Origin of the sequence: Alcanivorax sp. S6407 (assembly GCF_023016115.1) — a bacterium.
Classification (GTDB): Bacteria; Pseudomonadota; Gammaproteobacteria; order Pseudomonadales; family Alcanivoracaceae; genus Alcanivorax.
In genome coordinates this window covers 463,018-486,186 of sequence record NZ_JALKBH010000001.1, presented here as the reverse complement: position 1 = coordinate 486,186, position 23,169 = coordinate 463,018, and the positions used below count along the sequence as shown (strand labels likewise).

General features: G+C 52.4%; 18 protein-coding genes. 7 read left to right on the top strand and 11 right to left on the bottom strand.

The window, feature by feature from the left end:
• The first annotated feature begins 19 nt into the window (after positions 1–19).
• From MWU49_RS02175 to MWU49_RS02165, 3 genes are read left to right on the top strand one after another with little or no spacing between them, the layout of a single operon-like run.
• Positions 20–1,180, top strand: a complete 1,161-nt coding sequence (locus MWU49_RS02175) for an acyl-CoA dehydrogenase family protein (protein WP_007150215.1) — start codon at positions 20–22, stop codon at positions 1,178–1,180.
• An 8-nt stretch (positions 1,181–1,188) separates the two neighbouring features.
• Positions 1,189–2,304: an acyl-CoA dehydrogenase family protein gene (locus MWU49_RS02170; RefSeq protein WP_008930247.1), complete on the top strand. Its 1,116-nt coding sequence runs from the start codon at positions 1,189–1,191 to the stop codon at positions 2,302–2,304.
• Positions 2,291–3,892, top strand: a complete 1,602-nt coding sequence (locus MWU49_RS02165) for a GMC family oxidoreductase N-terminal domain-containing protein (RefSeq protein ID WP_007150726.1) — start codon at positions 2,291–2,293, stop codon at positions 3,890–3,892. Before MWU49_RS02170 ends, MWU49_RS02165 begins: the two co-directional genes overlap by 14 nt.
• Positions 3,893–4,038: 146 nt before the next feature.
• Here the strand turns inward: MWU49_RS02165 and MWU49_RS02160 are convergent, their stop codons facing one another.
• The 10 genes from MWU49_RS02160 to MWU49_RS02115 all read right to left on the bottom strand — a co-directional run bounded on the left by MWU49_RS02160 (position 4,039) and on the right by MWU49_RS02115 (position 17,698).
• Entirely contained in the window at positions 4,039–4,923 is an 885-nt protein-coding gene (locus MWU49_RS02160) for a metal-dependent hydrolase (RefSeq protein WP_246967507.1), read from the bottom strand.
• Between the two features lie 41 nt (positions 4,924–4,964).
• A complete protein-coding gene (locus MWU49_RS02155; protein WP_007150445.1) occupies positions 4,965–5,831 on the bottom strand; it encodes an SDR family oxidoreductase in 867 nt (288 codons plus the stop codon).
• Positions 5,828–7,354 carry an NAD(P)/FAD-dependent oxidoreductase gene (locus tag MWU49_RS02150; protein WP_246967504.1) on the bottom strand — a complete coding sequence of 509 codons (1,527 nt, stop codon included), beginning with the start codon at positions 7,352–7,354 and terminating at the stop codon, positions 5,828–5,830. The genes MWU49_RS02155 and MWU49_RS02150 overlap by 4 nt, the downstream gene beginning before the upstream one ends.
• A complete protein-coding gene (locus tag MWU49_RS02145; protein WP_008930243.1) occupies positions 7,351–8,307 on the bottom strand; it encodes an alpha/beta hydrolase in 957 nt (318 codons plus the stop codon). Before MWU49_RS02145 ends, MWU49_RS02150 begins: the two co-directional genes overlap by 4 nt.
• Before the next feature lie 173 nt (positions 8,308–8,480).
• Complete coding sequence (locus MWU49_RS02140) at positions 8,481–11,561, bottom strand: Ig-like domain-containing protein (RefSeq protein WP_008930242.1); 3,081 nt, start codon at positions 11,559–11,561, stop codon at positions 8,481–8,483.
• A 34-nt stretch (positions 11,562–11,595) separates the two neighbouring features.
• The gene (locus MWU49_RS02135) at positions 11,596–12,957 is read right to left on the bottom strand and encodes an outer membrane protein transport protein (RefSeq protein WP_063509526.1); all 1,362 of its coding nucleotides are present in this window, start codon (positions 12,955–12,957) and stop codon (positions 11,596–11,598) included.
• 334 nt (positions 12,958–13,291) lie between these two features.
• Entirely contained in the window at positions 13,292–14,935 is a 1,644-nt protein-coding gene (locus MWU49_RS02130; RefSeq protein WP_040297294.1) for an NAD(P)/FAD-dependent oxidoreductase, read from the bottom strand.
• Positions 14,932–15,891 carry an alpha/beta hydrolase gene (locus MWU49_RS02125; RefSeq protein WP_008930239.1) on the bottom strand — a complete coding sequence of 320 codons (960 nt, stop codon included), beginning with the start codon at positions 15,889–15,891 and terminating at the stop codon, positions 14,932–14,934. The genes MWU49_RS02130 and MWU49_RS02125 overlap by 4 nt, the downstream gene beginning before the upstream one ends.
• Positions 15,892–15,929: 38 nt before the next feature.
• A complete protein-coding gene (locus MWU49_RS02120; RefSeq protein WP_022983810.1) occupies positions 15,930–16,769 on the bottom strand; it encodes an SDR family NAD(P)-dependent oxidoreductase in 840 nt (279 codons plus the stop codon).
• Positions 16,754–17,698, bottom strand: coding sequence for a metal-dependent hydrolase (locus MWU49_RS02115; RefSeq protein ID WP_008930237.1), 945 nt, complete (start codon positions 17,696–17,698; stop codon positions 16,754–16,756). The genes MWU49_RS02120 and MWU49_RS02115 overlap by 16 nt, the downstream gene beginning before the upstream one ends.
• Before the next feature lie 181 nt (positions 17,699–17,879).
• On the opposite strand from MWU49_RS02115, the gene MWU49_RS02110 reads away from it, so the two are divergent.
• Positions 17,880–18,485 carry a TetR/AcrR family transcriptional regulator gene (locus MWU49_RS02110; protein ID WP_063525805.1) on the top strand — a complete coding sequence of 202 codons (606 nt, stop codon included), beginning with the start codon at positions 17,880–17,882 and terminating at the stop codon, positions 18,483–18,485.
• Between the two features lie 56 nt (positions 18,486–18,541).
• Here MWU49_RS02110 and MWU49_RS02105 read toward each other — a convergent pair whose 3' ends face one another.
• On the bottom strand, positions 18,542–19,588 hold the full coding sequence (locus MWU49_RS02105; protein ID WP_008930235.1) for an AraC family transcriptional regulator: 1,047 nt from the start codon (positions 19,586–19,588) through the stop codon (positions 18,542–18,544).
• Between the two features lie 122 nt (positions 19,589–19,710).
• Between MWU49_RS02105 and MWU49_RS02100 the strand changes: the two genes are divergently transcribed.
• Genes MWU49_RS02100 through MWU49_RS02090 form a run of 3 tightly spaced genes read left to right on the top strand, consistent with a single transcriptional unit; the run spans position 19,711 to position 23,119 of the window.
• The gene (locus tag MWU49_RS02100) at positions 19,711–20,031 is read left to right on the top strand and encodes a 2Fe-2S iron-sulfur cluster-binding protein (RefSeq protein WP_008930234.1); all 321 of its coding nucleotides are present in this window, start codon (positions 19,711–19,713) and stop codon (positions 20,029–20,031) included.
• Positions 20,032–20,045: 14 nt separating this feature from the next.
• Complete coding sequence (locus tag MWU49_RS02095) at positions 20,046–21,458, top strand: cytochrome P450 (protein ID WP_246967502.1); 1,413 nt, start codon at positions 20,046–20,048, stop codon at positions 21,456–21,458.
• Positions 21,458–23,119 (top strand): choline dehydrogenase, encoded by a 1,662-nt coding sequence (locus MWU49_RS02090; protein ID WP_008930232.1) that lies wholly within the window; start codon positions 21,458–21,460, stop codon positions 23,117–23,119. The genes MWU49_RS02095 and MWU49_RS02090 overlap by 1 nt, the downstream gene beginning before the upstream one ends.
• The last annotated feature ends 50 nt before the right edge of the window (positions 23,120–23,169 follow it).

Genomic DNA, 23,169 nt, shown 5'->3' with positions numbered 1-23,169 from the left:
TATTGGCTTGGAGGCTTCCATGAATCTGGATTTCAGTAATGACGAAAAAGAATTTCGTAAGAGTATCCGGCAGTGGATGAAGGAAAATGTGCCTGATGATATTCGGCGCTGTACTGCCCGAGGAGCGATGCCAGACAAGAATATGCAGCAACGATGGGAGCGTTTGCTGGGCAGTCAAGGTTGGCTCACGTCTACTTGGCCAGAACAATTTGGTGGCCCAGGGTGGAGCGCAACCCAGCGGTATATTTTCGATCAGGAACGCGCCTCGGCAGGGGCTCCGCCAACAAGTCCTTTTGGTGTGGCCATGGTTGGGCCGGTGTTATATACCTTTGGTTCTGAAGCACAGAAGGAACGGTGGTTGCCCGGCATTCAGCGTGGCGAAACGCTATGGTGCCAAGGTTATTCTGAGCCCAATGCGGGCTCAGATCTGGCCTCGTTAAAAACGCGAGCCACGCGTAATGGCGACCATTATTTGGTTAATGGTCAAAAAATCTGGACGACACAGGCCCATTGGGCAGACATGATGTTTTGCTTGGTGCGAACGGATAGCACCGTGAAACAGCAGCAGGGTATTTCATTCCTGCTGATCGATATGAAAACCCCCGGGCTTGAAGTACGGCCGATTTATTCAATTGATGGGCATCATCACCTTAACGAAGTCTATTTTACCGACGTGAAAGTGCCTGTGGAAAATTTGGTGGGTCAAGAAGGAATGGGGTGGACCATTGCCAAGTTTCTTCTTACCCACGAACGCACCACCATTGCCGGTGTGGCGGATATTCACTACGAAATCAATCGCCTTAAAAGTGCTATCGATGCGCTACCAACGGAAACAGATAAGCAGTTGGCGGTGCGTCGGTTGGCTGGCTTGGAAGTCGATCTTATGGCACTGGAATACACCAACTTTCGCACCGTTGCTGCCACAGATGAAGGCAAGCCGTTCGGCCCAGAATCGTCAGGACTGAAAATCAAAGGCACGGAACTACAGCAAAGGGTTTCCCAAGCGATGGTGGAAATCGGAGGTTTGATGTCTTTGCCATGGGATAACGAGGAGCCCATTGGGGAGCAAATTTTTAATCAGGCCAGTCGCCGCTATAACTTCCTGCGTGCGTGCACCATCTATGGTGGATCTAACGAGATCCAGAAAAACGTGTTGGCGAAGATGTTGCTCGGATTGTGAGGTGAAAAATGGATTTCAAGTTACCCGAAAATACCACCATGATTGCGGATACCGCGCGCCGTTATCTTAAAGACAACTATTCATTTGACAGCTACATTGCACAGTTGAATGAGAGTAATCACCTTGAAGCGAATCGCTGGCAGGCCATGAATGATTTGGGTTGGTTTGGCCTTCCGTTTGCTGAATCTGTTGGAGGGTATGGCGGCTCATTGCTTGACGTGTGCGCCATTGTTCAGGAGTTAGGAGCCGCGCTTTGTCTTGACCCTTTTGTCGATTTAATTGTTTCCCCCGGCAAGTTATTGGAGTTCGCCAATACGCCAACATCCTTGGCGTTGCTTGATCGCATTATTTCTGGTGAGGCACGTGTGGCTTGCGGTCTTTATGACCGGCATGCCGGTTATCACGTGCTGAACCCTTCCTTGAGGCTAAACGGAGAACGACTTTCCGGGCAGAAGCACGTTGTGTCTGATGGTGGCGTTGCAGACGCCGTGCTCGTCTCCGCTATGTCTGGTGATGAGTTGGCCATTGTCGCGCTACCTTTCGACGCCTGTGACGTTGAAAGATATCGACTGCTCGATGGAAGCCGTGCTGCCAGTTTGACGCTTGATGATGTGCTCATCACAGACGAAATGGTTTTGTGTCGTGGTGATGCGGCAAAGCAAGCGGTTTCTGCCTGGTTCGATTATCTGTGCGCATTGGACTGCGCACGTATGTACGGCGCCTGCCGAGAGGTGTATCAGGCCACTCTGGAATACGCTCGAACGCGTAAACAGTTTGGTACAACGATTGGCAGTTTTCAGGTAATCCAGCACTACCTTGTTGATGCGTTTATTGATCTCCAGCAGCTGGAATCCATGCTCTTGATGGTGTCAGTAAAAGGAGAGAGCGCAAACGTCTGTGAGCGCGGGCGCGCGACAGCGGCGGCAAAGGCTTACTACGCAAACCGGGCCGTTGGTATCACTCAGCAAGGTATCCAGATCCATGGTGGCGTTGGTGTTACGGAAGAGCTGAACATTGGCCATTACTTCCGTCTGGTGACACATGCATCATTGAGTCATGGCGACCGAGAGCACCACATGTCACGGTTTATTCAGGCGGGGGAGAAGCAAAATGAAGTCGTTTGATTTTATCGTCGTGGGGGCGGGCTCTTCGGGCTGTGTTCTTGCCAACCGGTTAAGCGAGTGCGGCAAGTATTCCGTTTGTCTTATTGAGGCCGGCCCCCACGATAATAGCGGTTTTATTAATATTCCGTTTGGACTCATCGGTCTAATTAAACAAGGAAAGCGAAACTGGGGCTACGACACCGCGCCACAGAGTCACCTTAATAAAAGGCGCCTCTACTGGCCGCGAGGAAAAACACTGGGGGGCAGCAGCTCAATCAATGCCATGGTCTACATTCGAGGCCAACAACAAGACTATGATGACTGGGCAGCGCAAGGCGCAACAGGGTGGGCGTGGAAAGATGTGCAGCCGGTATTCAATGCACATGAAAACAATGAACAATACTCCGCTGACAATTGGCATGGTGTGGGTGGGCCACTGAATGTTACCCGAGTCAGGGATGTTAACCCGTTAACCCCGCTGTTTATTAAGTCCGGTGAAGAGCTGGGTTATACCCGAAACGATGATTTTAACGGGCCGGAACAGAAAGGCTTTGGCCGGTTTCAGGTAACACAAAAAGAAGGGCGCCGATGGAGTGCCGCGCGTGCTTTCCTGGATCCTGCACGTGGCCGCGATAACCTGCACATCATGACGGATGTGCAGGTAACCAAGGTGTTACTGGATTGCGGCAGGGCGATTGGCGTCGAAATTTGTGATAGTGATGGTGCTCAATCGGTCATTCGTACGAACAAAGAAGTCATCCTGTCCGGTGGGGCGATCAATAGCCCTCAGTTGCTGATGTTGTCGGGTATTGGAGAGCGAGAGCACCTATCGAAAATCGGCATCACCTGTTTGCAAGACTCGCCGGAAGTTGGGGAGAACCTTCAAGATCACCTTGATATGACCGTCATGATCAAGGACAAAAGCCGTCAATCAATCGGCATGTCACCGTTTTTTATACCTCGGCTGATTAGTGCCTTCTACCAGTATTTTCGTCATCGGCGCGGCTTTCTTGCCAGTAACGCGGCGGAAGCGGGGGCTTTTGTCAGCCTGCTCAGCGAGCCGGATCGTCCGGATGCTCAGCTACACTTTTTACCGGCTTATCTTCGAGATCATGGACGTCAGTTGACGCCTGGGTTTGGTTGTACGATTCATGTGTGCCAACTGAGGCCTAAGAGTCGAGGCCAGATTCGATTGGCCAATAGCGATCCATTTGCTGCGCCTTTGATAGACCCAAACTATCTTTCTCATCCTGACGATATTCTTGTGCTCCGTGAAGGCGTGAAACTAGCCAGAAAAGTGTTTCACAGTCATTCTTTCAGCTCTGCTTTTGGCGGTGATGACGAACCGGCCTCCAGCGTGGAGAGTGATGACCAGATTGATGCGGATATTCGCCAGCGCGCTGAAACAATTTACCATCCCGTCGGCACTTGCCGAATGGGTAGTGATGAAAAAGCGGTGGTAGATGTCCGTCTGCGGGTAAACGGTGTGAAGGGGTTGCGTGTCGCGGATGCCTCAATCATGCCACTGTTGATCAGTGGTAATACGAACGCGCCATGTATGATGATTGGCGAGCGAGCGGCACAATTCATTCTAGAGGATGCGCAATAAAGATCGGCTAGAGAAAAGCTATGATAAAAGGTGTAATGCCGGAGTTGCATGGAAGCAATTCCGGCATTTTTTTGTGTGTCTTTTAGCAAACGGTGGTGACAGAGTCGTCAACTATTCAGAGGTTCCCTAAACCCCCTTGAGCATTATTATGCCGCCGGATTGCTATACAGATCATGCAGTTGGCCACCTTCAGCGAACAACTTCTCACGCCACAGTTTTTCCAGCCCTTTGGTGTCATGTTGATCAGGGTGGAAATCCGGCTGAATGAACTCAGGAAGGCGCGAAAGGATTTGCGATACAAACCCGTTACGACCTAGCAAAATATTCAGACCTTTAACATTATCGCTTATGTTGCCGAGCTGACCGTCTTTGAGAAGCATCCAGCTCCAGGTGATGCCCAGCATCGGCAGCAAGACGACCATCGAGGCGAGGGCTGCAGCCACGCGCTCTGTACGGCTGTTACCAATAAGCTCATATACGTCGTAGGCAACAGATTTGTGTTCCAGCTCTTCGAGCGCATGCCACTGCCATATTTTGATCATTTCAGGGTCTGCCTGGCGTACAAAATTCTCGTCTTCAAGTAGCTGCTCGGCGAGAAGCGCAGTAAAGTGCTCCATAAACGTGGTGGCGGCTAGCCGAGTGCTCGGCGGCAACTTCTCTAGTATGGCCAAGCCAATTTTGACAAACCGATCTGGCGACTGCATGTCATAGCCGTACTCGGCGAGAATCTGGTTCAGCCTGTCGTGCTCTCGTCCGTGAATGGCCTCTTGCCCCATGAAGCCCGATATGGCCGCCCGTAGAGATTCGTCCTTAACCTGACCACGAAAGTGTCTAACGGACTCCATGAAATAGCGTTCACCAGGTGGGAAAAAACCGGAGAGCATGGCAAAGAAAGTCGTTGCTGTGGCATTTCCAGCATAAAAATACTTTGGAATGGAATCCGGAAATTGAAAATTGATATGACGCGGTGGAATGCCCACCAGCGCGCCGCTGAGTTTCTTAATGCTTTTTACCGTATTAGACGAGCGCATATCGCCTCCAATCAATAATGTGATAGTTAAAGAGAAAAATGTCAGGCCATCCCCTGATGCGTTTTTTTATTTTTGCTGCTTTGCTGTTTTTTAAACATAATTTCAAGCAAGCGTTGGTAGCCTGTGGGTATCAGTCTCTGTGTGGTGTCCAGCATGACCGCGTCACCGCCTACCAAAACTCTTCGCCGGTTTTTCCGCACGCCTTTCAGGATGGTTCTAGCGGCAGCTTCGGGTGTGGTCATGGCAATTTTTTCGAACATGCTGGCAATCTCTTCTTTGTCGCCCATGTTCATGCTGCCCATGTCTCCCATGCGACTATTACGCGCGATGTTGGTCTTTACTCCACCTGGATGAACGCAAGTCGCGCTGACAAGGCCGCCCGCGATATCCAGCTCTTCACGTAATGATTCTGTAAATCCGCGAACAGCAAATTTTGCGGCGTTGTAGGCTGACTGGGTTGGAACACCGATAATGCCGAAAACGCTGGAGATATTGACGATATGGCCTTCACCTATTTTCTGGAGATGGGGAAGAAATGCCTTTGTACCGTATACGACACCCCAGAAATTGATATTCATCAGCCATTCAAAGTTTTCATAGCTCATGTTCTCGACGGTCTCACCCAGTCCCACACCGGCATTGTTCATGATGAGATTTACTTTTCCGTGTGTTGATACGGTATCTTCCGCGTATTGATAAACCGCATTTTTGTTGCTGACATCAACAACATGAGTGCTGATGTTGACGGCGTAGCCTGCCAGTAATTCGACCGTCTTCTCTAGGCTTTCTTCGCTGATATCAGAGATCGCTAAGTGGCAGCCTTCTTTTGCTAGAGCAATCGCCGTGGCTTGCCCGATACCTGACCCGGCGCCAGTGATCGCCGCGACTTTTCCTGAAAATGATTTCATCGTTGCGCCTCTATATTGAGTGTGTTAATCAGAAGTTTTTGGACGAGATTGCGTTTCGTTTTATGTAGGTTTGTCGTTTCGAATTTAAGGTGGCCATCATTCATTTTTCCATAACGAAGCGCCGGCAGGTCGTGAAGATAATCGTTGAGGTTTTGCCAAGGATCTTTGTTGCCTTGGCGTGGCAGGCGGTCATCAGCACGTTGAATGTAGCCAGAGCGAAGGTTGAGAAAGTTGACATCAGAGCCACACCCTTCCTCGTCGATAGGGGTCACTTTTTCTGCGCCTGTCTTGCGCATATGCTTGAGAAGCCGACAAACAAATTCGGAGGCAATATCTGCCTTGAGGGTCCAGGACGCGTTGGTATAGCCAAAGACCAGTGCCATATTAGGCACTTTTTCCAGCATTAAGCCTTTGTACATCATGGTGTTTGAGAGATTGACGTGCGTACCATCAACACGTAGCTCTGCGCCGCCCAACATTTGCAAATCCAGACCGGTAGCTGTGACGATAATATCGGCAGGTATCCAATCCCCAGATTCCAGTTTTATACCGGTTTTGGTGACATTTTTTATATGATCCGTCACCACGGAAGCCTTGCCTTCACGAAGCACCTTGAACAGATCCCCCTTGGGAACTGCGCACATTCGTTCCTCCCATGGGTTGTAGTGAGGTTGAAAATGCTTCATGTCGATATCCGGCCCCAGTTGTTTGCGAGCAGCGGCCAGCAGTAATCTGCGGATCGCTTTGGGCTTACGAATCGATAGGTTAAATACGGTTCTCTGCAGCAGGATATTGCGTGTGCGCGCCATGCGGTAAACAAGCATTTCTGGCAGTACTCGGCGCAGGTTTTTCGAGATGAGATCTTGCTCAGGGACGGAGGCAACATAAGTAGGGGAGCGCTGTAACATGGTGACATGCGCAGCGCGGTCGGTCATCGCGGGCACCAGTGTTACGGCGGTGGCGCCGCTGCCGATCACGACAACTCGCTTACCCGTATAGTCGTAGTCAGCTGGCCAGTGCTGCGGGTGAATTACGTCGCCGCCAAAGCGATTGATTCCAGGAATTTTCGGTGTGTAGCCGGCGTCATAGTTATAATAACCGGTACAGTTGAGGACAAACCCAGCGGTGAAAACTTCTTCTTCACCGGTTTCCTCGTTCAACGCGGTAACCGTCCAGCGATTGAATTCGCTGCTCCAGTCCTCGGCAGTGACTTTCAGGCCAAAATGAATTTTCTTGTGGACCTGATGATGCTCAGCGGTTTCTTCGATGTAATTGCGAATAGAGGGGCCATCGGCAAGCATCTTGGTGTCTGTCCAAGGCCGAAAGTTATAGCCGAGTGTGAACATATCGGAGTCCGAACGGATGCCGGGATAGCGAAATAAATCCCAGGTGCCACCAACGCGCTTGCGTCGCTCAAGGATGCCATAGCGTAGATCTGGGCACTTGCGGCTTAGGTGACAAGCCGCACCGACGCCGGAAAGGCCCGCGCCAATGATCAGCACGTCGAGGTGTTTATGTTTCATGGTGTAAGTCTCCGATCGGTGGAGCGTATGTGATTTCCTTGCGGGTCAAGGTGCTGAAGAAAGTCCAGCACTGCTCCGGTAAAAATACTGTTGCGGTCACCCGCTACCATATGACCTGCTTGATGGATTACTCGGTACTTGGCATGTGGCACGAGGGCTAATAATTCCTGGGCTCCTGCTTCGCTGAGTACATCACTGTGATGGCCGCGGATGAGTAATATCGGTAATTTGAGTTTGCTTGCTGCAAGATTGAGTCGCGCTCGGCCGAACATGCCTTCATTTGCTTCAGGGATTACCGCATGATCAAGAAACGCAGGATCCCAGTGCCAATGGAGACGGCCATTAGCGTCCTGGCGGAGGTTTTTTCGCAAGCCCTGTGAGCTTGATGGTGCTTTTCGTGTTGGGTTATAGGCAGCCACGGCATCCTGAACCTGATCCAGAGAGTCGAAACCGTCAGGGTGGCGGCGCATGAACTCAATCACCCGGCGAACGCCTTTGGTCTCAAGCCGTGGGGCCACATCCACCAGTACCAGACCTCGACAGGGCAAGGGGGGCTCCTCCCCAAGGGTAAGCATGGCCGTCAGTCCGCCCATTGACGCTCCCACGATATAAGGTGATGTGGGAAGTGATTGGATGATGGCGCGGAGGTCTGATACCAGCGCGGTGCCGCTGTAATCCCCTTCAGGGCACCACTGGCTTTGACCATGACCGCGGGCATCAATGCAGGTAGCGCAGTACCCTGATCTGGCCAGAGCTGTTGCCGTGTGCGCCCAGGCATGACGGGTCTGTCCGCCGCCATGCAGCAAAAGCACCTGCGGTGACTTCGGGTCCCCGAACTGGGTTGCACTAAGAACCAACCCGCCGTTTCCCGGGAACTGTATATCCCTGCCAGATTCCGGTGAGTGCTTTGAATCGCTGTAGGCAAGGCTTGCGAGGCTGTCGTGAGGATGCATCATTATAGGCATTTATTTATTTGGCCAAACAACCAAATATTAGCGTTTCTTCTACACAAAGAAAAGTCCTATTTGACGATATTGATGATCATTCAGCGGTGTGGCATACGGTGAGGACAGAAAAAAGCCCCCATAAAGGGGGCATGAAAGTGCGTTAGCACAAGGGGAATATATTAAAAATCTTTTACCGGCAAAAAGGTAAAGGTCAGATCTACGCCGAGGGGGGGGACTTCCAGCTCAACACCCGCCAAGCCGATTCCCAAGAGATCAATGTTGGCCGGTATGATGAGAGGGTCGGGGTTACGGACTTTGAGAATCAGACGACCATCATCGACAAAGCGCAGGGGGCCTTCGAGGGTGACTCCGGTAATTACTTTGCTGCGGATGTCATGCCCGAGTTCTATAATTAGCCGTGGTTCTAACTCTGGTGCATCCACCATGAGATCAAACGTAGTACTGAACCAGGGGCCATCCGGGGTTTCGGTGATATAGCCCGTAATGGGTTGATTGTTTTCGTATCCCAATCGAAGTACCAGAGGACCGGTGTCCAGCGGTATTGTGATTAATCCCAGTGCGCGAGCTTCCAGAAAGACACTGGTCGTTGAGAGAACGGTAGGGAAGACTTTGGCAATGACGGCGCCGGTGACTTCATTTGATGTCATTGGGTCGCTGTCGATGAGGCGTCGGTTGATGGTGACATCCGGCTCATACTGGCTTACCCCGGCTTGCAAGGCGCCTGACCCGACAAAGGCAAATTTCTTTTCCGGGCAATCGTCGCCTATACCACAGCCAATGTTGGCATGGGTTATTACTCCCGATTTGTTTTTTAGCCTAAGCTGTAGGTAGTTGGCATCGGCAATGGCACCGCCGTTACCATCGGGTACCGCACCTTGCTCATTGTCATCGAGACTGAGGTTCGCGTTGACATCCGCTACAGGTAGTGACCGTAATGATACGCGGGTAATCCTGTCCTCTTCTCCTGTTACCACAAAGTGATTGGTCAGGTCCGGACCTCCTTGTCTAAGGCCAGGCGCTGTGGAGCTGGACTGAGAAATTTGCCGTGTTTGCAGAGGGGCTCCATCATTTGAACATATGGCGTTGACTCCACAGTTCGGCGCTCCTTCCTCGGAGTGCAGGGTATAACGGTAAAGGTCACCAACCCGCCAGGGACTGTTCGGTAAAAATTCGATTCGCTGTGAAAGTACTTTATGGCGACCATTGACGGGTTGCCATACGTTATTAACGGTATCGAAGTGTTCAACAACAAAAGTCTGATCATTAACCGTGTCGCCGTCGATACTGCGGCTAAAGATGACTCGAATACTAAAATCCTTGAACATATTCGGTACAGGATAGAGCGGGTCGCTATTTTTACCTCCTACACATCGGCCATTGCGCCAAGTCTCTCTTTCGCCGGTAAGATCGACATCGGTTAACGCACAGGGGTAACCGGGAAAAACAGCAGCGACAAGTGGTGCACGTAGCTCATTGGTGCTGCCATTGGGAAGCACGAAGTCCGGTAGGCGGATGTTGAGTGTCTGGTCCTGGTTGAGCGGGTTTCCCTGCGTATCTCGGAGCAGGCTGGTGAGGGTGAGCTCGACGTCTTTTCCGTGTTGAAGGATATCTCCTCCGATGATGATCGTGGCTCCATCGTGACGTATTGGGTACGTCTTTACTACATCATCAACAGAAACCTGTACGGCACCGTCAAGGAACACCGAAGCTGGGTCTAATGGTTTGTTGAAGTTCAGGATAACGGGGTCACCAGGCCTTGCATTGGGTTGGAACGTTTCTCCCGGTGCCCAAGACTGAAGCTGCAAGGGTCGAGTGTCTTGGCTTGGGGCAGGCGCTTGGCGCTGGTTTTGATAGGCCTCCATGCGGAATGAGAGCAGACCGGATGCCTTCTCCAGGCCCAGTACATCAGGTTCAACCACACTGACCGCATCCAGTACTAGTACACCATCCTTTACAACGGCTAAACCCGCTACCTGCACATTAAGCAGGTTCTGGCTGAGAGCCGCATTGGGCTCTTGACCTGCTGCAGTCATTGCTGCGTCCATATTAAGCAGGGCATAGCGGGGAACCGATGGGGAATCACTGAATGGATTAGGGATCAGATACCCATTAGCGTCGCTGAGTATCGTGATGGTGACTTCACCGGTTTCCAGCCCGGACGGTATTTCGCCCAGTATATTGACGTCCACGGGGGTGCCTCGGAGTACGGAACCAGCGGGTACTCGCAGTGGAACGGCATTAGGAAAGTTGGGAGCAAAAGCCAGATCTGCAGCTAGATCCCCGCTCAACCCGGTAAATGATTCATCTCCCAGCACAAAGGATTGTACTGGCACCTGATTGATCGGGTTGCCGGTTAAAGTTGACACTAGTCCAGGTTGCTCAGCTCCAAGACTGCCAACTTTTAGAACGGATGTAGCACGGGGAAGAGTGGCTTCCGGAACAAAAGTCCGATTGTACTCCGGCAACTGTTCACCGGTAGTCTGGGCCCGCAGCCCAGCAATCGTTAGTGTGTGTTCCACAGGTTTCAGATCCTGGTCAGGATCCAGTGTCAGGTAACGACCCTGCAAAAATAGCGATGCGGGAACCAACTTGCCGAGGTTGTCACGAAGTTGAACCGATCCGGTTTCGCCATATGCTGTGCTGGTCGGATCAACCGTTTGGTTAAACGACATCCTGAAGGTGCTCATGTCGTTGGGATGGCTGGCATCATCAATCGGCTCTAGCAATGACGGTTGGTCTAGAGGAGTGGCTGAAAGCAGGGTGAAAGAGCCGCTTCCCATGGTTTGCGATGCGCCGGCTTGACTGCCTGCAGTCCGAAACCGAACGCGGGCCACGGAGTTATCATCAATGGCTCCAAGGCCATCATCGTTGACAACCAGATGGTACGCTTCCGCCGGAGCCAGCCGCGATTGAGGATACAGGGCCAGGCCTCTGCCATTGTCTACCACCTGATAGTCAACCATGACGGTATTCCCATCAGTATCACTGACCAGCTGTAGGCGTGAGTCAATGTCATCAATAACCTCTTGCTCAAGTGCAGAGGAAAATCGCAGGATTACTGGCGCGGTAGCTGGAACCTCGGTCTGGCCAGGATAAGGGTAAGAAAAAATTAATGTCTCTGGTGTGCTCCAGGGATTGCTTACATCGCCCTGATCGCCACCGCACCCGGTCAGAAGGGCTGCTATGGCGACCGCCAGACTAATCAGAAACTGGTGGATTGTGATGGGGTTATTATTCATTGCTCTTCTCCTGGTATTAATCGCATGCCTGTTGTTAAAACTTTAGCGACAGGGAGGAAGAAAATACGTTTATTTCACCATCAGCCCTTACCGTTTCATAAGGGGCTGGATCGGTGGAAGAGTTGATGGAGGTCAATTCGAAATCAGCTTCATCCAGCATTTGATACTGGTAAGCGAAGGAGAGTTCTAATGGCATATCTATTATTGGCGCGCTGGACAGACGGTAGCTGGCACCCAGACCGAAAACCTTTTTATCGGTGTCAAGATAGTTAACGTCCTGGGATCGGCTGGATTTTAAAGGTGAGTCCTCCAGGGCTGCGCCGGCAAAGAGTTTCATGGACTCCGACCACTGATAGCTAACGCCAATTCGGGGAATGGTGATGTCGTCAAACGCTAGATTAGCCTGATCGCGAATAGTATCGTCGGCAAACTCGCTTTCAAGCGCAGACCAATTGTGCTGCTCAATGCCTGCCGTCAATTCGAATTTGCCAACGGGAAGCAAAATGGCTGCGCCGAGAACTTCAGGTTGATAGGTATCAATTGTACTAAGCGCTAGGCTCAGGCCTGGTTCAGGGATAACTCCCGGCACAACCACATTGGCATCCACGGATACCTCATAGCTACTTTCCCCCCGCCAGAAAAGAGCCAGCTCCATCTTATCCATTCCAAAAGGCATGCACTCGCTTGTACCGCAGAACATTTCTCCAGAGCGGATATTGATACCTAGTGCCGGTGATAGGGATGGAGAGGCTTCCAGGGAAAGTTTTTCAGAGTCTGTGTTGCCGCCAAGGTCTGAAACTGCTTCCAGGTTGGCTTTGGCCTGGAGGGTAAGACGTGCTGATGCGCCGACGTCAACGCCCCTCAGGACGTTGCTGATAGCGCCACCAAAGGCGAGATAAAGTGGCTGAGATTCATAGCGTAGAAACTGCCCTTTCTGGCTGGTATTGGCCTGATAGGGCAATAGGTTGGATGTGTATTGGTCTACACCCACGTTCAGGCCAAAGTAAATGGGCTTGTCGATGCTGGAAATGCCGGCGACGCGGCTTTTGAAGCCGATTAATAATAGTTCGGAACTGGTGTCAGAGAGGATATCATTCTCTCGCTCCAAAGGGTCTGTTCCTCCCAGTGATTTGGCACGTAATTCCTGGTCGCCATACTGCACAATGACTCCCAGTTCGCCCTCCGGGGAGCGGGCCATGGCGGCCGGGTTGTAGTACACCGACCAGCTGTTGGATGCAAAAGGACTGAATGCCAAGGCAGTGCCGGCATTCATCGGGCCTAGCCCATAAGTGCTCGCTCCGTCGCCAGCACCGCCAATGGCCAAGCCGGGTGAGAGCAATGCTGTAGTGCACGTGAAGAAAAGGAGAGGTAACCGTTTTGTTTTTTTTGCAGACATTTCAGGCTCCTAAAGGGGGCTGTTCTGGTTATAGATGGTGAGTTGTTCTGATTTTCTGTTTGTTTGGTTAAACAACCAATATTGGTCTCAGGCTTAGCTGTCTGTGTCCATGACTGTAATGACGTTGTGCTCTGGCGCTCCGGTAATGTCACACATTAATGCGTGACGCCCAGTCGTCGTCTATGACGAGATGCCGTGTTCTGTTGCTGACCAGGCATGGGTTATCGAGTGGTGTAACGCCTCCTGGGCAGCGCTAAAGCGCACGGTCAACTGGATCTGGAGAGCTCTGCTGGCGTGACATGTACAAGCAGGCTCCACACTTTCTCTGGCACAGTCACTGAGAATTGTTATCTGTTTGTTTTGCCGGAATGCCCTTCTCTGGCAGCTGGGGATGTGGCTCACAGGCTTGTCTCCCGCCGTCGTGTCTGCTGGGAGTGTGCCCGGCCAGTACACTGAACCGGTAGTGATCCATCGGTAAATGCTTGGCTCGCCACAGCATTTCCAGAGAGGTAGAGGGCCGCAGCATTGGCGCGTCACCATGATGGTCGAAGTAATAACTGTTCGACAGCGCGCAGTTGTGGTTAAGGAACACGGTGTTTTGCTGGCGTTTCTGGATATTGCGGAAATACGCGTCATGGACGGACTGACGTATTTCCACTTGGCTGGCTCCACGTCGGTTGGCTTCGCGAATACAGCGAGAGAGGTGGATGGCATTCCCTTCGACCATCTTGAAGTAAGAGGTGCCGATAAGGGCATAGGGACCGAGCATGATGTAAAAGTTCGGGTAGCCCGGAATGGTCAACCCTTCATAGGCCTGGTAACGGTAGTCATGCCAGAAATCGCCCAAATTGATGTTGTTGCTGCCGATGACGTCGAACGAGGGAATATTTCCTTTCTCGAAGGTTTTGTAACCGGTGGCGAGGATCAAGGTATCTATGCGTCGTGAGCGGCCGTCTTCGGTGGTGATGCCACGGGAGGTGATGCGTTTGATCGGCGTCGTCACCAGCTCGACGTTGTCCCGGCCGAAGGTGCGGAAATAGTCGTTGGAGAAGGTTGGTCTTTTACAGCCGAAGCCGTATTTCGGTGTCAGTTTCTCCCACAGGTCTTTGCGGTTGGGCAGTTGTTCGCGCAAGTTGTTTATGCCCGCCTTTTCGCACATGCGGACCAGCCAGGGGGCCTGGCGATAATAAATTGCTGAAAGCACCATCAGGGTTTCACTGGCGGTATCGGTGGCGCCCCGAAGGGTGCGTTGCAGGCCCGGTACGGTTCGGAACAGAGTCTTGAGCCAGCCGGGCAGGCTATGATCGGGTTTTTTCAGTACCCAGATGGGGGTGCGCTGGTAGACATCCAATTGGCGGGCCTTGCCGGCAATTTTCGGAATCAGTTGCACTGCAGTGGCGCCAGTGCCTATTACCGCTACTCGCTTGTCACTAAGATCAAGGTCATCTGGCCAGCGTGCAGTGTGAATGACATTGCCCTGGAACGTATCAAGCCCTTCAATATCTGGCATCTTGGGTGATATCAAACCGCCACAGGCCGAGACAATATGGCGTGCACTAAGTCGCCTGCCATCCGTAAGATCGATCAACCAGACATGGCTGTCGAGATCAAAACGGGCGCTAGCGACTTCGACACCAAAGCGAATCAGTGGGTAGATGCCATACTTGCTTGTTACCTGTCTTGTATACTGGTAAAGCTCGTTTCCCGGCGCAAAAACGCGAGACCAATTTGCGTTTTGTTCGAAGGAAAATGAATAGGTAAACGAGGTAATGTCGACAGCGATTCCCGGATAACGGTTGTCGCGCCAGGTTCCTCCCACATCCTTGCTTCGCTCAAGGATCAAGATATCTTTGATGCCATCGGCACGCAGCTGGATTGCCGCACCAATTCCAGAAATTCCCGCGCCGATGATAATGACTTCATGATCAGGAGTAACGCTGGGACGAGGGTTATGGATTGCAACAGCAGCCATATTCATGATGCAACCTCAACTATGGCGCTATCGCTAGCATTGACCGTTTGGGATGGGGCTTTGCCGACGTTATTGCTGGTCAGATACTTTTCCAGAATTCGGACGATGGTAGGGAAGTCCTGCTTTGCCTCTGGTAGCAAAAAGGTGAATACGGGCCACACGTGCGGCATATCATCGCGCTCCAGAACCTGCACGGGCACCCCCGCATCTCGCGCGCATTGTGCTGCTGCATGGGTATCGTCGCGCAGACACTCTTCGCTACTGACAGTGAAAAGTAGAGGGGGCAAGCCGGTGAAATCCGCGGTGATTGGTGAGGCATACGGGTGAGCGGGGTCCGCGCCGGCCAGATAGATATCCGTTGCCACCTCAATCATGCCATGGGAAAGCATGGTATCGCTGTCGCTATTCGCCTGTCTGGACATCAGGGTGCCTCGCGCATCCGATGCCGGCGAAATGGCGAGGGCGCAAGCCGGCATTTTCAGCAGCTGATCACGGGCACGCAGCAATGTGACTAACGTCAGGTTGCCTCCCGCAGAGTCTCCCGCAATGACCACAGGGCGAGGGTCTGCGATCAGTTCACGATACACATTAAAGGCGTCATCCGTTGCTGCCGGGAAGGGGTGCTCAGGGGCTAGTCGGTAATCCGGAAGAAAGACCCGCGCATTCAGGGCGTGAGCCAAACGGCCACAAAAGTGGTGATAGGTATCAAGCCGCCCGCCGATGAAGGCGCCACCATGCAGGTAGAGTATGGTGATTTGTGGGTCTGCGGTGCCTAGCCAGTGGCCAGCTATTCCTGCAACCTTGCCTCGCTTGAGTCGCACTCCGCGTGGCAGCAGAGAGGGGGCCAAAGGCGCGTTCATCACCCTGCGAAGATGTCTTACCAGTTTGTCCGGGTCGCGTATATCACGCTTCATGCCGGCGCGAAAAAGTAGCTTCAAAATTGTTGTAGGAATGGAGGCCATATTGAATTCCTTGCGTGTTTCGTTTCCACTAATGCGGTTTAATCAGCCAGCATTCTGTAAGCTTCGCCAATCGCGCGGGCGTATAGTCGTGGCGTCAGGCGTTTCAACCGCCAGGCAAGCCGGCCGTCAATTTGTGGCAGCATGTAAAGCTCACCTCGATCAAGGGCACTGAGGGTCTGTCGGGCCACCTGGTCGGCGTTGGTGAGGGCATAGCGGGTCATCGCTGAACGGGCAAAGTCACGGCGACGTTCAGGCAGGCGCCCATTCTCGACGATATTGGTCGGGACCACGGTTGGGCACAGGGCCGTGATTTTTACGCCGGTTCCGGTCAGTTCAGAAGACAGCGTTTCGGACAGGGCCAGTACCCCTGCCTTGGTGACGTTGTAGGCGGCCATTTCCGGGGCGGACCCGAATGCGGCAGCAGAGGCCACATTGATGATGCCTCCATAGCCCAGATCGCGAAGCTGAGGGGCAAAATAATGGCAGCCGTGAATAACTCCCCATAGATTGACGTTCATGCACCAGTGCCAATCTTCAAGTGACACCTCGCCGATTGGGCCACCGAGGCCGACGCCGGCGTTGTTGATTACCAGGGTTACCGGCCTGCCGAGCAAAGGCTCGGCATTTTCCGCCAGGTATGCCATCTGTTTTTCATCGCCGACATCACACCCCAGGGCTACCGCGTGAGTACCGAGTGCTCGCAGGCTGATCGCCACCTGTTCGGCGCGCTCTTCATTGATATCGACACACAGTACCGAACCGCCTCGACGGGCAACTTCGTAAGCAAAGCTACGACCGATGCCGCTACCCGCCCCGGTGATGACAGCTGCCGCCTGAGTTGACGGGTGCAAGGGTTTCTTTTTCATGCCTGCCCCCATGCGGGTTCAGGTTGTGGCGTTTCGAATGTACCGTGTACATTGTTGGCTCGGTGGTCTCTGAGCGCTTGATAGGCCTTATGAGGGTCGCCAGTTCTTTCGTAGGCGCGTTTCCAGATCCGGATTACATCACGGTTATCGTCATCCCACGGGTGGAAAGTGGGGGAGAAATAGGGGGGCACGCCAGCGAGTACCTTGGAAAGAATGCCGGGACGCCAGAACAGGACTTTGGTCATTTTGGCGGCGGACCACAAATTCAGAATTTGACGATCCTTGTAGAGCAGATAGGTCTGGTTGCCGATCATAATGGGGAAGCCCAGGGCAATGGCCAGTAGCATGCCACTGATACGCAGTCGGTAACTGCGGTAGCCACCACCACTGGCATCGACGAAGACGTCATAACTGACGCTCTTGTGCTCGGTTTCTTCGACAAAGTGCCAGTAGAGCATGGCACGCAAATCCGGGTGGGTTTCGTCAAACAGCTCCGGGTGCTCAAGCAGTACCGAGGAAATAATGGCCGTGAAATGTTCAAACGCCGCTGCGATGGAGCTCTGCATATCGTCACTGAGGCGGTGTTGGAGTTGCTTACGGATCAGCTTGAACACGCCTTCAACCTTGTCGATGGGAACCCCGTGTTGCACGCCGATGGCGTTCATTTCATCGTGCTCACGAGCATGAATGCGCTCCTGACGAATGAATTCTTTAGCTGCGTTCAGCACTTCTGGATCGTCAAGCTTGCCAAGCTGCCGTCTTGCAGAATTCATCACCCAGCGTTCACCGTCGGGGACGGCGGCGAGAATGGCATTCATCCAGTGAGTGGACCACGGGTCGTTGCGAAACCAGTGGCGAGCCACGTTTTCGATGTTCATGGGAAAGTGAATGTCACGGGTTACAACCTCGTCGTAACCAATCTTGCGGTTTGCCAGAGCCATTGGATCGCTCCCAAGTAAAGTGCATTCATTGGACTTTATTTGTATGACCAACCAAATTCAAGATTATAAGGTAGACAGCGTGTTTTTATCTGTATAGATCGAATAGTGCCATCGGCCAGGAAGGCTGGGCCGACTTTAAAAGGAATGCTAGAATCAAAGGCTTATAGTATGGGAGTGGCTTGTGGGAAGAAAGAAAAATCAGGTAACACCGGTAGCGCAAGCGGATCGAGAGTTTGTGCTCGGTGCTGCGGCACGTCTATTTCGTCAAAAGGGGTTCGATAAAACCACCGTTAAAGAAATTGCCGAAGCTTGTGACATGTTGCCTGGCAGCCTGCATTACCGTTATCCCTCCAAGGAAAGCATCCTGGTAGACCTGATGCGTCTTGCGCTTGAGCAAGCCTCCACAGCTTTGTCTGAGGCTATTCGGGGGGAGAGTGAACCACTTGAGCAGTTGCGTCAGGGCATTAATGCTCACCTTGAGTTACTGGTCGGCGGTTCGGATATGGTCTATGTGCTCCTTTTTGAATGGCGCTCCTTGCAGGGCCAGTCACGCAAGGAAATGATTGATCTACGAGACAGATACGAACTTCTTTGGTCTGCTATGATCCAATCCTTGTCCTCTCAAAACCTGATTCGTGCGGATGTAGATCGTGACCTTTTGCGCCTTATCGGCTTGGGAGCGTTAAATTGGGTCGCAACATGGTTTAACGAGGGCGGGCGGTATACCGTAAAAGATATCGGTGACTTTGTGTGGGTGGTAATTAAAGACGGTGTGCTCAAGCGCTAGACGATCTATTGAATGAGAAGTCATGACCAGCGCTGATTGCTGACTGTCAGCACGGCTTATGTGCCCGTCCTTTGTCTGTACTGATCAGGAGTCTGACCAAACCAGCGTTTAAACGCCCGTCTGAAGCTGGCAGTGTCATGATAATTCAACAGTGTAGCGGTTGCTTCGACCGAGAGCTGACTCTCGCACAAATAGCTTGCTGCTTGCCTGGATAGCACTTCATCGCGAATCTTTCTGAAGCTGCTGTTTTCTTTCTTGAGCTTCCGTGCAAGGGTGCGTTTGCTCATGAAGAGGGAGGCGGCGGCTTCATCTTCACTCAGTGTCCCGGGTGGTCGGGAAAGCATCATTTTCTGTAGCCGAGTCCGATAGTCCGGTTCAGGGTTCTGAAGGCGCGCAAGCATGGATTCGCACTGCTGAAAGGCCAGATGATAGCTTTCATGATTGGCTGATGCGTTCGGCTTTCGACATAACTCCATTGCTAATTTTAGTTTGAAGTGATTGCAGTCGAAGTAAACTTTGCCTGGTAAATACTCCCGGTACATGTCCTGGTAGACGGGGGCTGGATGGGGGAAATGAACCTCTGATTCATACAATGGGCGACCTACGATGAACTCGCCAATTTCAAAAAAAGCCTTGATCACAGTATCTGCCAAGCAGCGCTCCACGTCGTTGTCCATCGCTACCTGAAAGCTCACAACACATTCCAGATAATCCTCAGTGTTTTGCAAGTTCACCTGAATAAAGCTTGCTCGCGTAGGCAGGAAAGTGTGAACGGCTTGCAGCGCGGTATAAAGGTCGGGGCTGCTGTTAGCAACAAAGCCCATCACCCCATGGGTTGCCGGGGTGAGGCGCCTGCCCAACCGCAAGCCGAACTCTGGTTTACCGGATAGATCCAAAGCATTACGCAAGATCTGGATCTGTTGGGTTGCGGTGAGTCGACTCTCATCTTTGAGTAATTGCGTAACATCCACATCTGTGTTGCGCAGGAGTCGGGGCAGCCCTCGTGCACTCAGACCAAGTTCACGGGCGATAAGGCGTGAGTAGTTCGATGGGATATCAGCATCCACGCTTTGCAAGCTATCACTCTGCGTAGTTATTGCCATTAGCCTCTCCTCGGAAAGTCATTACTGTCTTTAAATGTCCCTGTCCTGTCAAGAAATGTCCTCGCTGGCATGCCGCTATATAGCCAATCTTCAGGTTAGACATAAATACTAGGAGACGCGCTGTGGGAAAAATTATCTTTATTGAACATGACGATACCGAGCATGTGACGGAATTCAGGGCGGGTTCTACGCTTATGCAAGTTGCGGTTGATAACGCCGTGCCAGGTATCGATGGTGATTGTGGCGGCGAGTGCGCCTGTGGTACCTGCCACATGATTGTTGCCGATGAGTGGTTCGGCAATACCGGAACGGTTGGTGACGCGGAAGAACAGATGCTGTCCATGACCCCGGAGCGGGCGAGAACCTCGCGTCTGGGCTGCCAGGTAGAAATTACTGAGGCGATGGACGGTATGACCGTGCATTTGCCCGAATTCCAGATGTAATCAGGGATAAAGCTATGTCAACAAAAACAAGCTCAAGCAATAGTTTGCAGACCAAGGTTTTCAACGTTTCGTCGAAAGTGGTGCCAATGCATTTTCAGATTAAAACCATGAAAATGTTGATGAAGGCAAAGAGAAAGGCCGTGGGTTCTCGCTCCACACAAATGGAGTTTGTCGAAACTCCCCTGCCTGATGTTAGCACCTTGGCACTGGAAGATATCGACACCAGCAACCCTTTTCTATATCGACAAGATCAGTGGCGCGCCTATTTTAAGCGGTTACGAGATGAAGCTCCGGTACATTACCAGAAGAACAGTCCATTCGGGCCTTTCTGGTCAATAACGCGCTATGAAGATATTTTGTTCGTCGACAAGAACCATGAACTGTTTTCCTCTGAGCCGCAAATTATTCTGGGTGATCCACCGGACGGACTATCGGTGGAAATGTTTATCGCCATGGATCCGCCCAAACATGATGTACAGCGCCGAGCGGTGCAGGGCGTCGTTGCTCCGAAAAACCTTAAAGAAATGGAAGGGCTGATTCGTTCTCGTGCGGCGGAAGTGCTAGACAGCTTGCCTCTGGATAAACCTTTCGATTGGGTGCCGGCGGTGTCCAAAGAACTGACTGGCCGTATGCTCGCTACGTTGCTGGATTTCCCTTATGAGGATCGTCACAAACTCGTTGAATGGTCTGATCGTTTGTCTGGCGCGGCATCCGCCACGGGTGGAGAATTTACCGACGAAGATGTCATGTTTGATGACGCGGCAGATATGGCGAGGGCGTTCTCCAGGCTGTGGCGAGACAAGGAGGCGCGACGTGCTTCCGGCGAAGAACCCGGTTTCGATTTGATCAGTATGCTGCAGAGCAACGACGATACAAAAGACCTTATCAATCGACCGATGGAGTTTATCGGGAATCTGGCTCTGCTTATCGTTGGCGGCAATGACACCACAAGGAATTCCATGAGTGGTGGTGTTTTGGCCTTGAATCAATTCCCCGAGGAATTCTCCAAGCTGAAGGCGAATCCGGAACTGATTCCTAACATGGTTTCGGAAATCATTCGTTGGCAAACTCCACTGGCCAACATGCGTAGGGTGGCGACACAGGATGTAGAACTTCGTGGCCAGACCATCAAGAAAGGCGACCGGGTGTTAATGTGGTATGCCTCGGGTAATCGGGACGAACGCAAGTTTGATAACCCCGACCAACTCATTATTGATCGCAAGGACGCACGGAACCATATTTCTTTTGGCTACGGTATTCATCGTTGTATGGGTAACCGCTTGGCCGAACTGCAATTGCGCATTTTGTGGGAAGAGCTGCTCAAGCGCTTCGAGAATATCGAAGTGGTTGGTGACCCGGAGCGTGTACAGTCCAACTTCGTGCGCGGCTATTCCAAGTTGATGGTCAAACTGACGGAAAAAAATTAATGAAAGGTTTGACCGGACTGGCGACTGAAAAATTCGATTATATCGTTGTGGGGGCTGGGTCGGCAGGGTGTGCGGTAGCCAATCGTTTGTCTGAGAGTGGCCTCTATACGGTGTTGCTACTCGAAGCCGGGCCAGAGAGTCGCCGCAACCCTTTCGTCAGCACGCCTCTTGGATTTTTGCAGTTGATGTTCAGTCGCCGTTTCAACTGGCAGTTCTATACTGAGCCACAGCGGCACATGTACGGTCGTTCATTGTTCCAGCCGCGGGGCAAGATGCTTGGCGGTTCGAGTGGGATTAACGCCCAAGTCTATATCCGTGGTCACGCCAGAGACTACGACGAGTGGGCACGGCAGGGGTGTAACGGTTGGTCATACGCCGAGGTGCTGCCGTATTTTCGTAAGTCAGAACATTACGAGCCTGAGATGGTGCCGGATACAGAAGGGTTCCATGGTCAGGATGGCCCTCTCAATGTGGCGGAGCGGCGTTATACCAACCCGTTGAGTACGGCGTTTGTCGAGGCCGCAGTACAGGCGGGGTATCGGCGTAATCGGGATTTCAACGGTCCTGATCAGGAAGGTGTCGGTTATTACTACGCCTACCAGAAAGACGGCTCCCGTTGCAGTAATGCGCGTGCTTATCTTGAGCCTGCGGCGGGGCGATCTAACTTGACCATTTGCAGCGATGCACATGTTACCCGCGTGCTATTTGAGGGTGCTCGAGCTATTGGTGTCGAGTATCGTCACGCAAAGCGTTTGGTTAGAGCGCATGCCAGACGGGAGGTTGTCCTCTGCGGTGGTGCATTCAATTCGCCGCAACTGCTTATGTTGTCAGGCATCGGTCCCCGCGAGGAACTTGCTCGGCATGGCATTGAGCTACGTCATGCACTGGAGGGGGTGGGGCGCAATCTCCAGGACCATATTGATGTTTTCGTCCGGGTCAAGGCACGCAGCCGCCATAGTATCTCGATGCACCCCAGCTACTGGTTGAACGGTGCGTGGGCCTTGCTGCAATACCTATGGGGCCGTCGCGGAGCACTGTCGAGCAACGGCGCTGAGGCCGGTGCGTTTATCTGTTCCCGGCCAGAGTTGCCGATGCCCGATCTGCAATTGCATTTCGGGCCAATGCTATACGCCGATCACGGACGTGACATAAGAACCGCGATGAGCGGTTATGGCTACATAGTGATGCTCTATGGGCTCAGGCCTTTGTCCCGTGGCCGTATTGGTTTACACAGTGCCGATCCTCTGGCAGCCCCGTTGATTGATCCCAACTATATGGCTGAACCTGCCGATGTCGAGCAGCTCGTTCGTGGGGTAAGGATTGTTCGTAAGATATTGATGCAGCGTGCATTTTATGAGCACCAGGACGTAGAGCTTTCACCAAGCCAGTCCGTACAGGAGGACGTCGATCTCGCCGACTGGGTGCGTCGCAACGGCGAATCGGCATATCACCCGGTCGGCACCTGCAAGATGGGGAGGGGGCCGATGGCTGTGGTGGATTCCCGACTTCGTGTGCACGGTTTGCAATCGTTGCGGGTGGTTGATGCTTCCATCATGCCAACACTGGTTGGTGGGAATACTAATCAGCCGGCGACCATGATCGGTGAGAAAGGCGCTGCGATGATTCTTGAGGACGCCGCGATGACAGGCGGTCAGGCATGATGTTCTTAGTTCGCTGGATATTACAGGTTCTTTTTCTTCACTAAGTTTTT

Excerpts from the sequence above, each read along its gene's own strand:
- MWU49_RS02175 (WP_007150215.1), top strand. The coding sequence starts at position 20 with ATGAATCTGGATTTCAGTAATGACGAAAAAGAATTTCGTAAGAGTATC.
- MWU49_RS02170 (WP_008930247.1), top strand. The coding sequence starts at position 1,189 with ATGGATTTCAAGTTACCCGAAAATACCACCATGATTGCGGATACCGCG.
- MWU49_RS02165 (WP_007150726.1), top strand. The coding sequence starts at position 2,291 with ATGAAGTCGTTTGATTTTATCGTCGTGGGGGCGGGCTCTTCGGGCTGT.
- MWU49_RS02160 (WP_246967507.1), bottom strand. The coding sequence starts at position 4,923 with ATGCGCTCGTCTAATACGGTAAAAAGCATTAAGAAACTCAGCGGCGCG.
- MWU49_RS02155 (WP_007150445.1), bottom strand. The coding sequence starts at position 5,831 with ATGAAATCATTTTCAGGAAAAGTCGCGGCGATCACTGGCGCCGGGTCA.
- MWU49_RS02150 (WP_246967504.1), bottom strand. The coding sequence starts at position 7,354 with ATGAAACATAAACACCTCGACGTGCTGATCATTGGCGCGGGCCTTTCC.
- MWU49_RS02145 (WP_008930243.1), bottom strand. The coding sequence starts at position 8,307 with ATGCATCCTCACGACAGCCTCGCAAGCCTTGCCTACAGCGATTCAAAG.
- MWU49_RS02140 (WP_008930242.1), bottom strand. The coding sequence starts at position 11,561 with ATGAATAATAACCCCATCACAATCCACCAGTTTCTGATTAGTCTGGCG.
- MWU49_RS02135 (WP_063509526.1), bottom strand. The coding sequence starts at position 12,957 with ATGTCTGCAAAAAAAACAAAACGGTTACCTCTCCTTTTCTTCACGTGC.
- MWU49_RS02130 (WP_040297294.1), bottom strand. The coding sequence starts at position 14,935 with ATGAATATGGCTGCTGTTGCAATCCATAACCCTCGTCCCAGCGTTACT.
- MWU49_RS02125 (WP_008930239.1), bottom strand. The coding sequence starts at position 15,891 with ATGGCCTCCATTCCTACAACAATTTTGAAGCTACTTTTTCGCGCCGGC.
- MWU49_RS02120 (WP_022983810.1), bottom strand. The coding sequence starts at position 16,769 with ATGGGGGCAGGCATGAAAAAGAAACCCTTGCACCCGTCAACTCAGGCG.
- MWU49_RS02115 (WP_008930237.1), bottom strand. The coding sequence starts at position 17,698 with ATGGCTCTGGCAAACCGCAAGATTGGTTACGACGAGGTTGTAACCCGT.
- MWU49_RS02105 (WP_008930235.1), bottom strand. The coding sequence starts at position 19,588 with ATGGCAATAACTACGCAGAGTGATAGCTTGCAAAGCGTGGATGCTGAT.
- MWU49_RS02095 (WP_246967502.1), top strand. The coding sequence starts at position 20,046 with ATGTCAACAAAAACAAGCTCAAGCAATAGTTTGCAGACCAAGGTTTTC.
- MWU49_RS02090 (WP_008930232.1), top strand. The coding sequence starts at position 21,458 with ATGAAAGGTTTGACCGGACTGGCGACTGAAAAATTCGATTATATCGTT.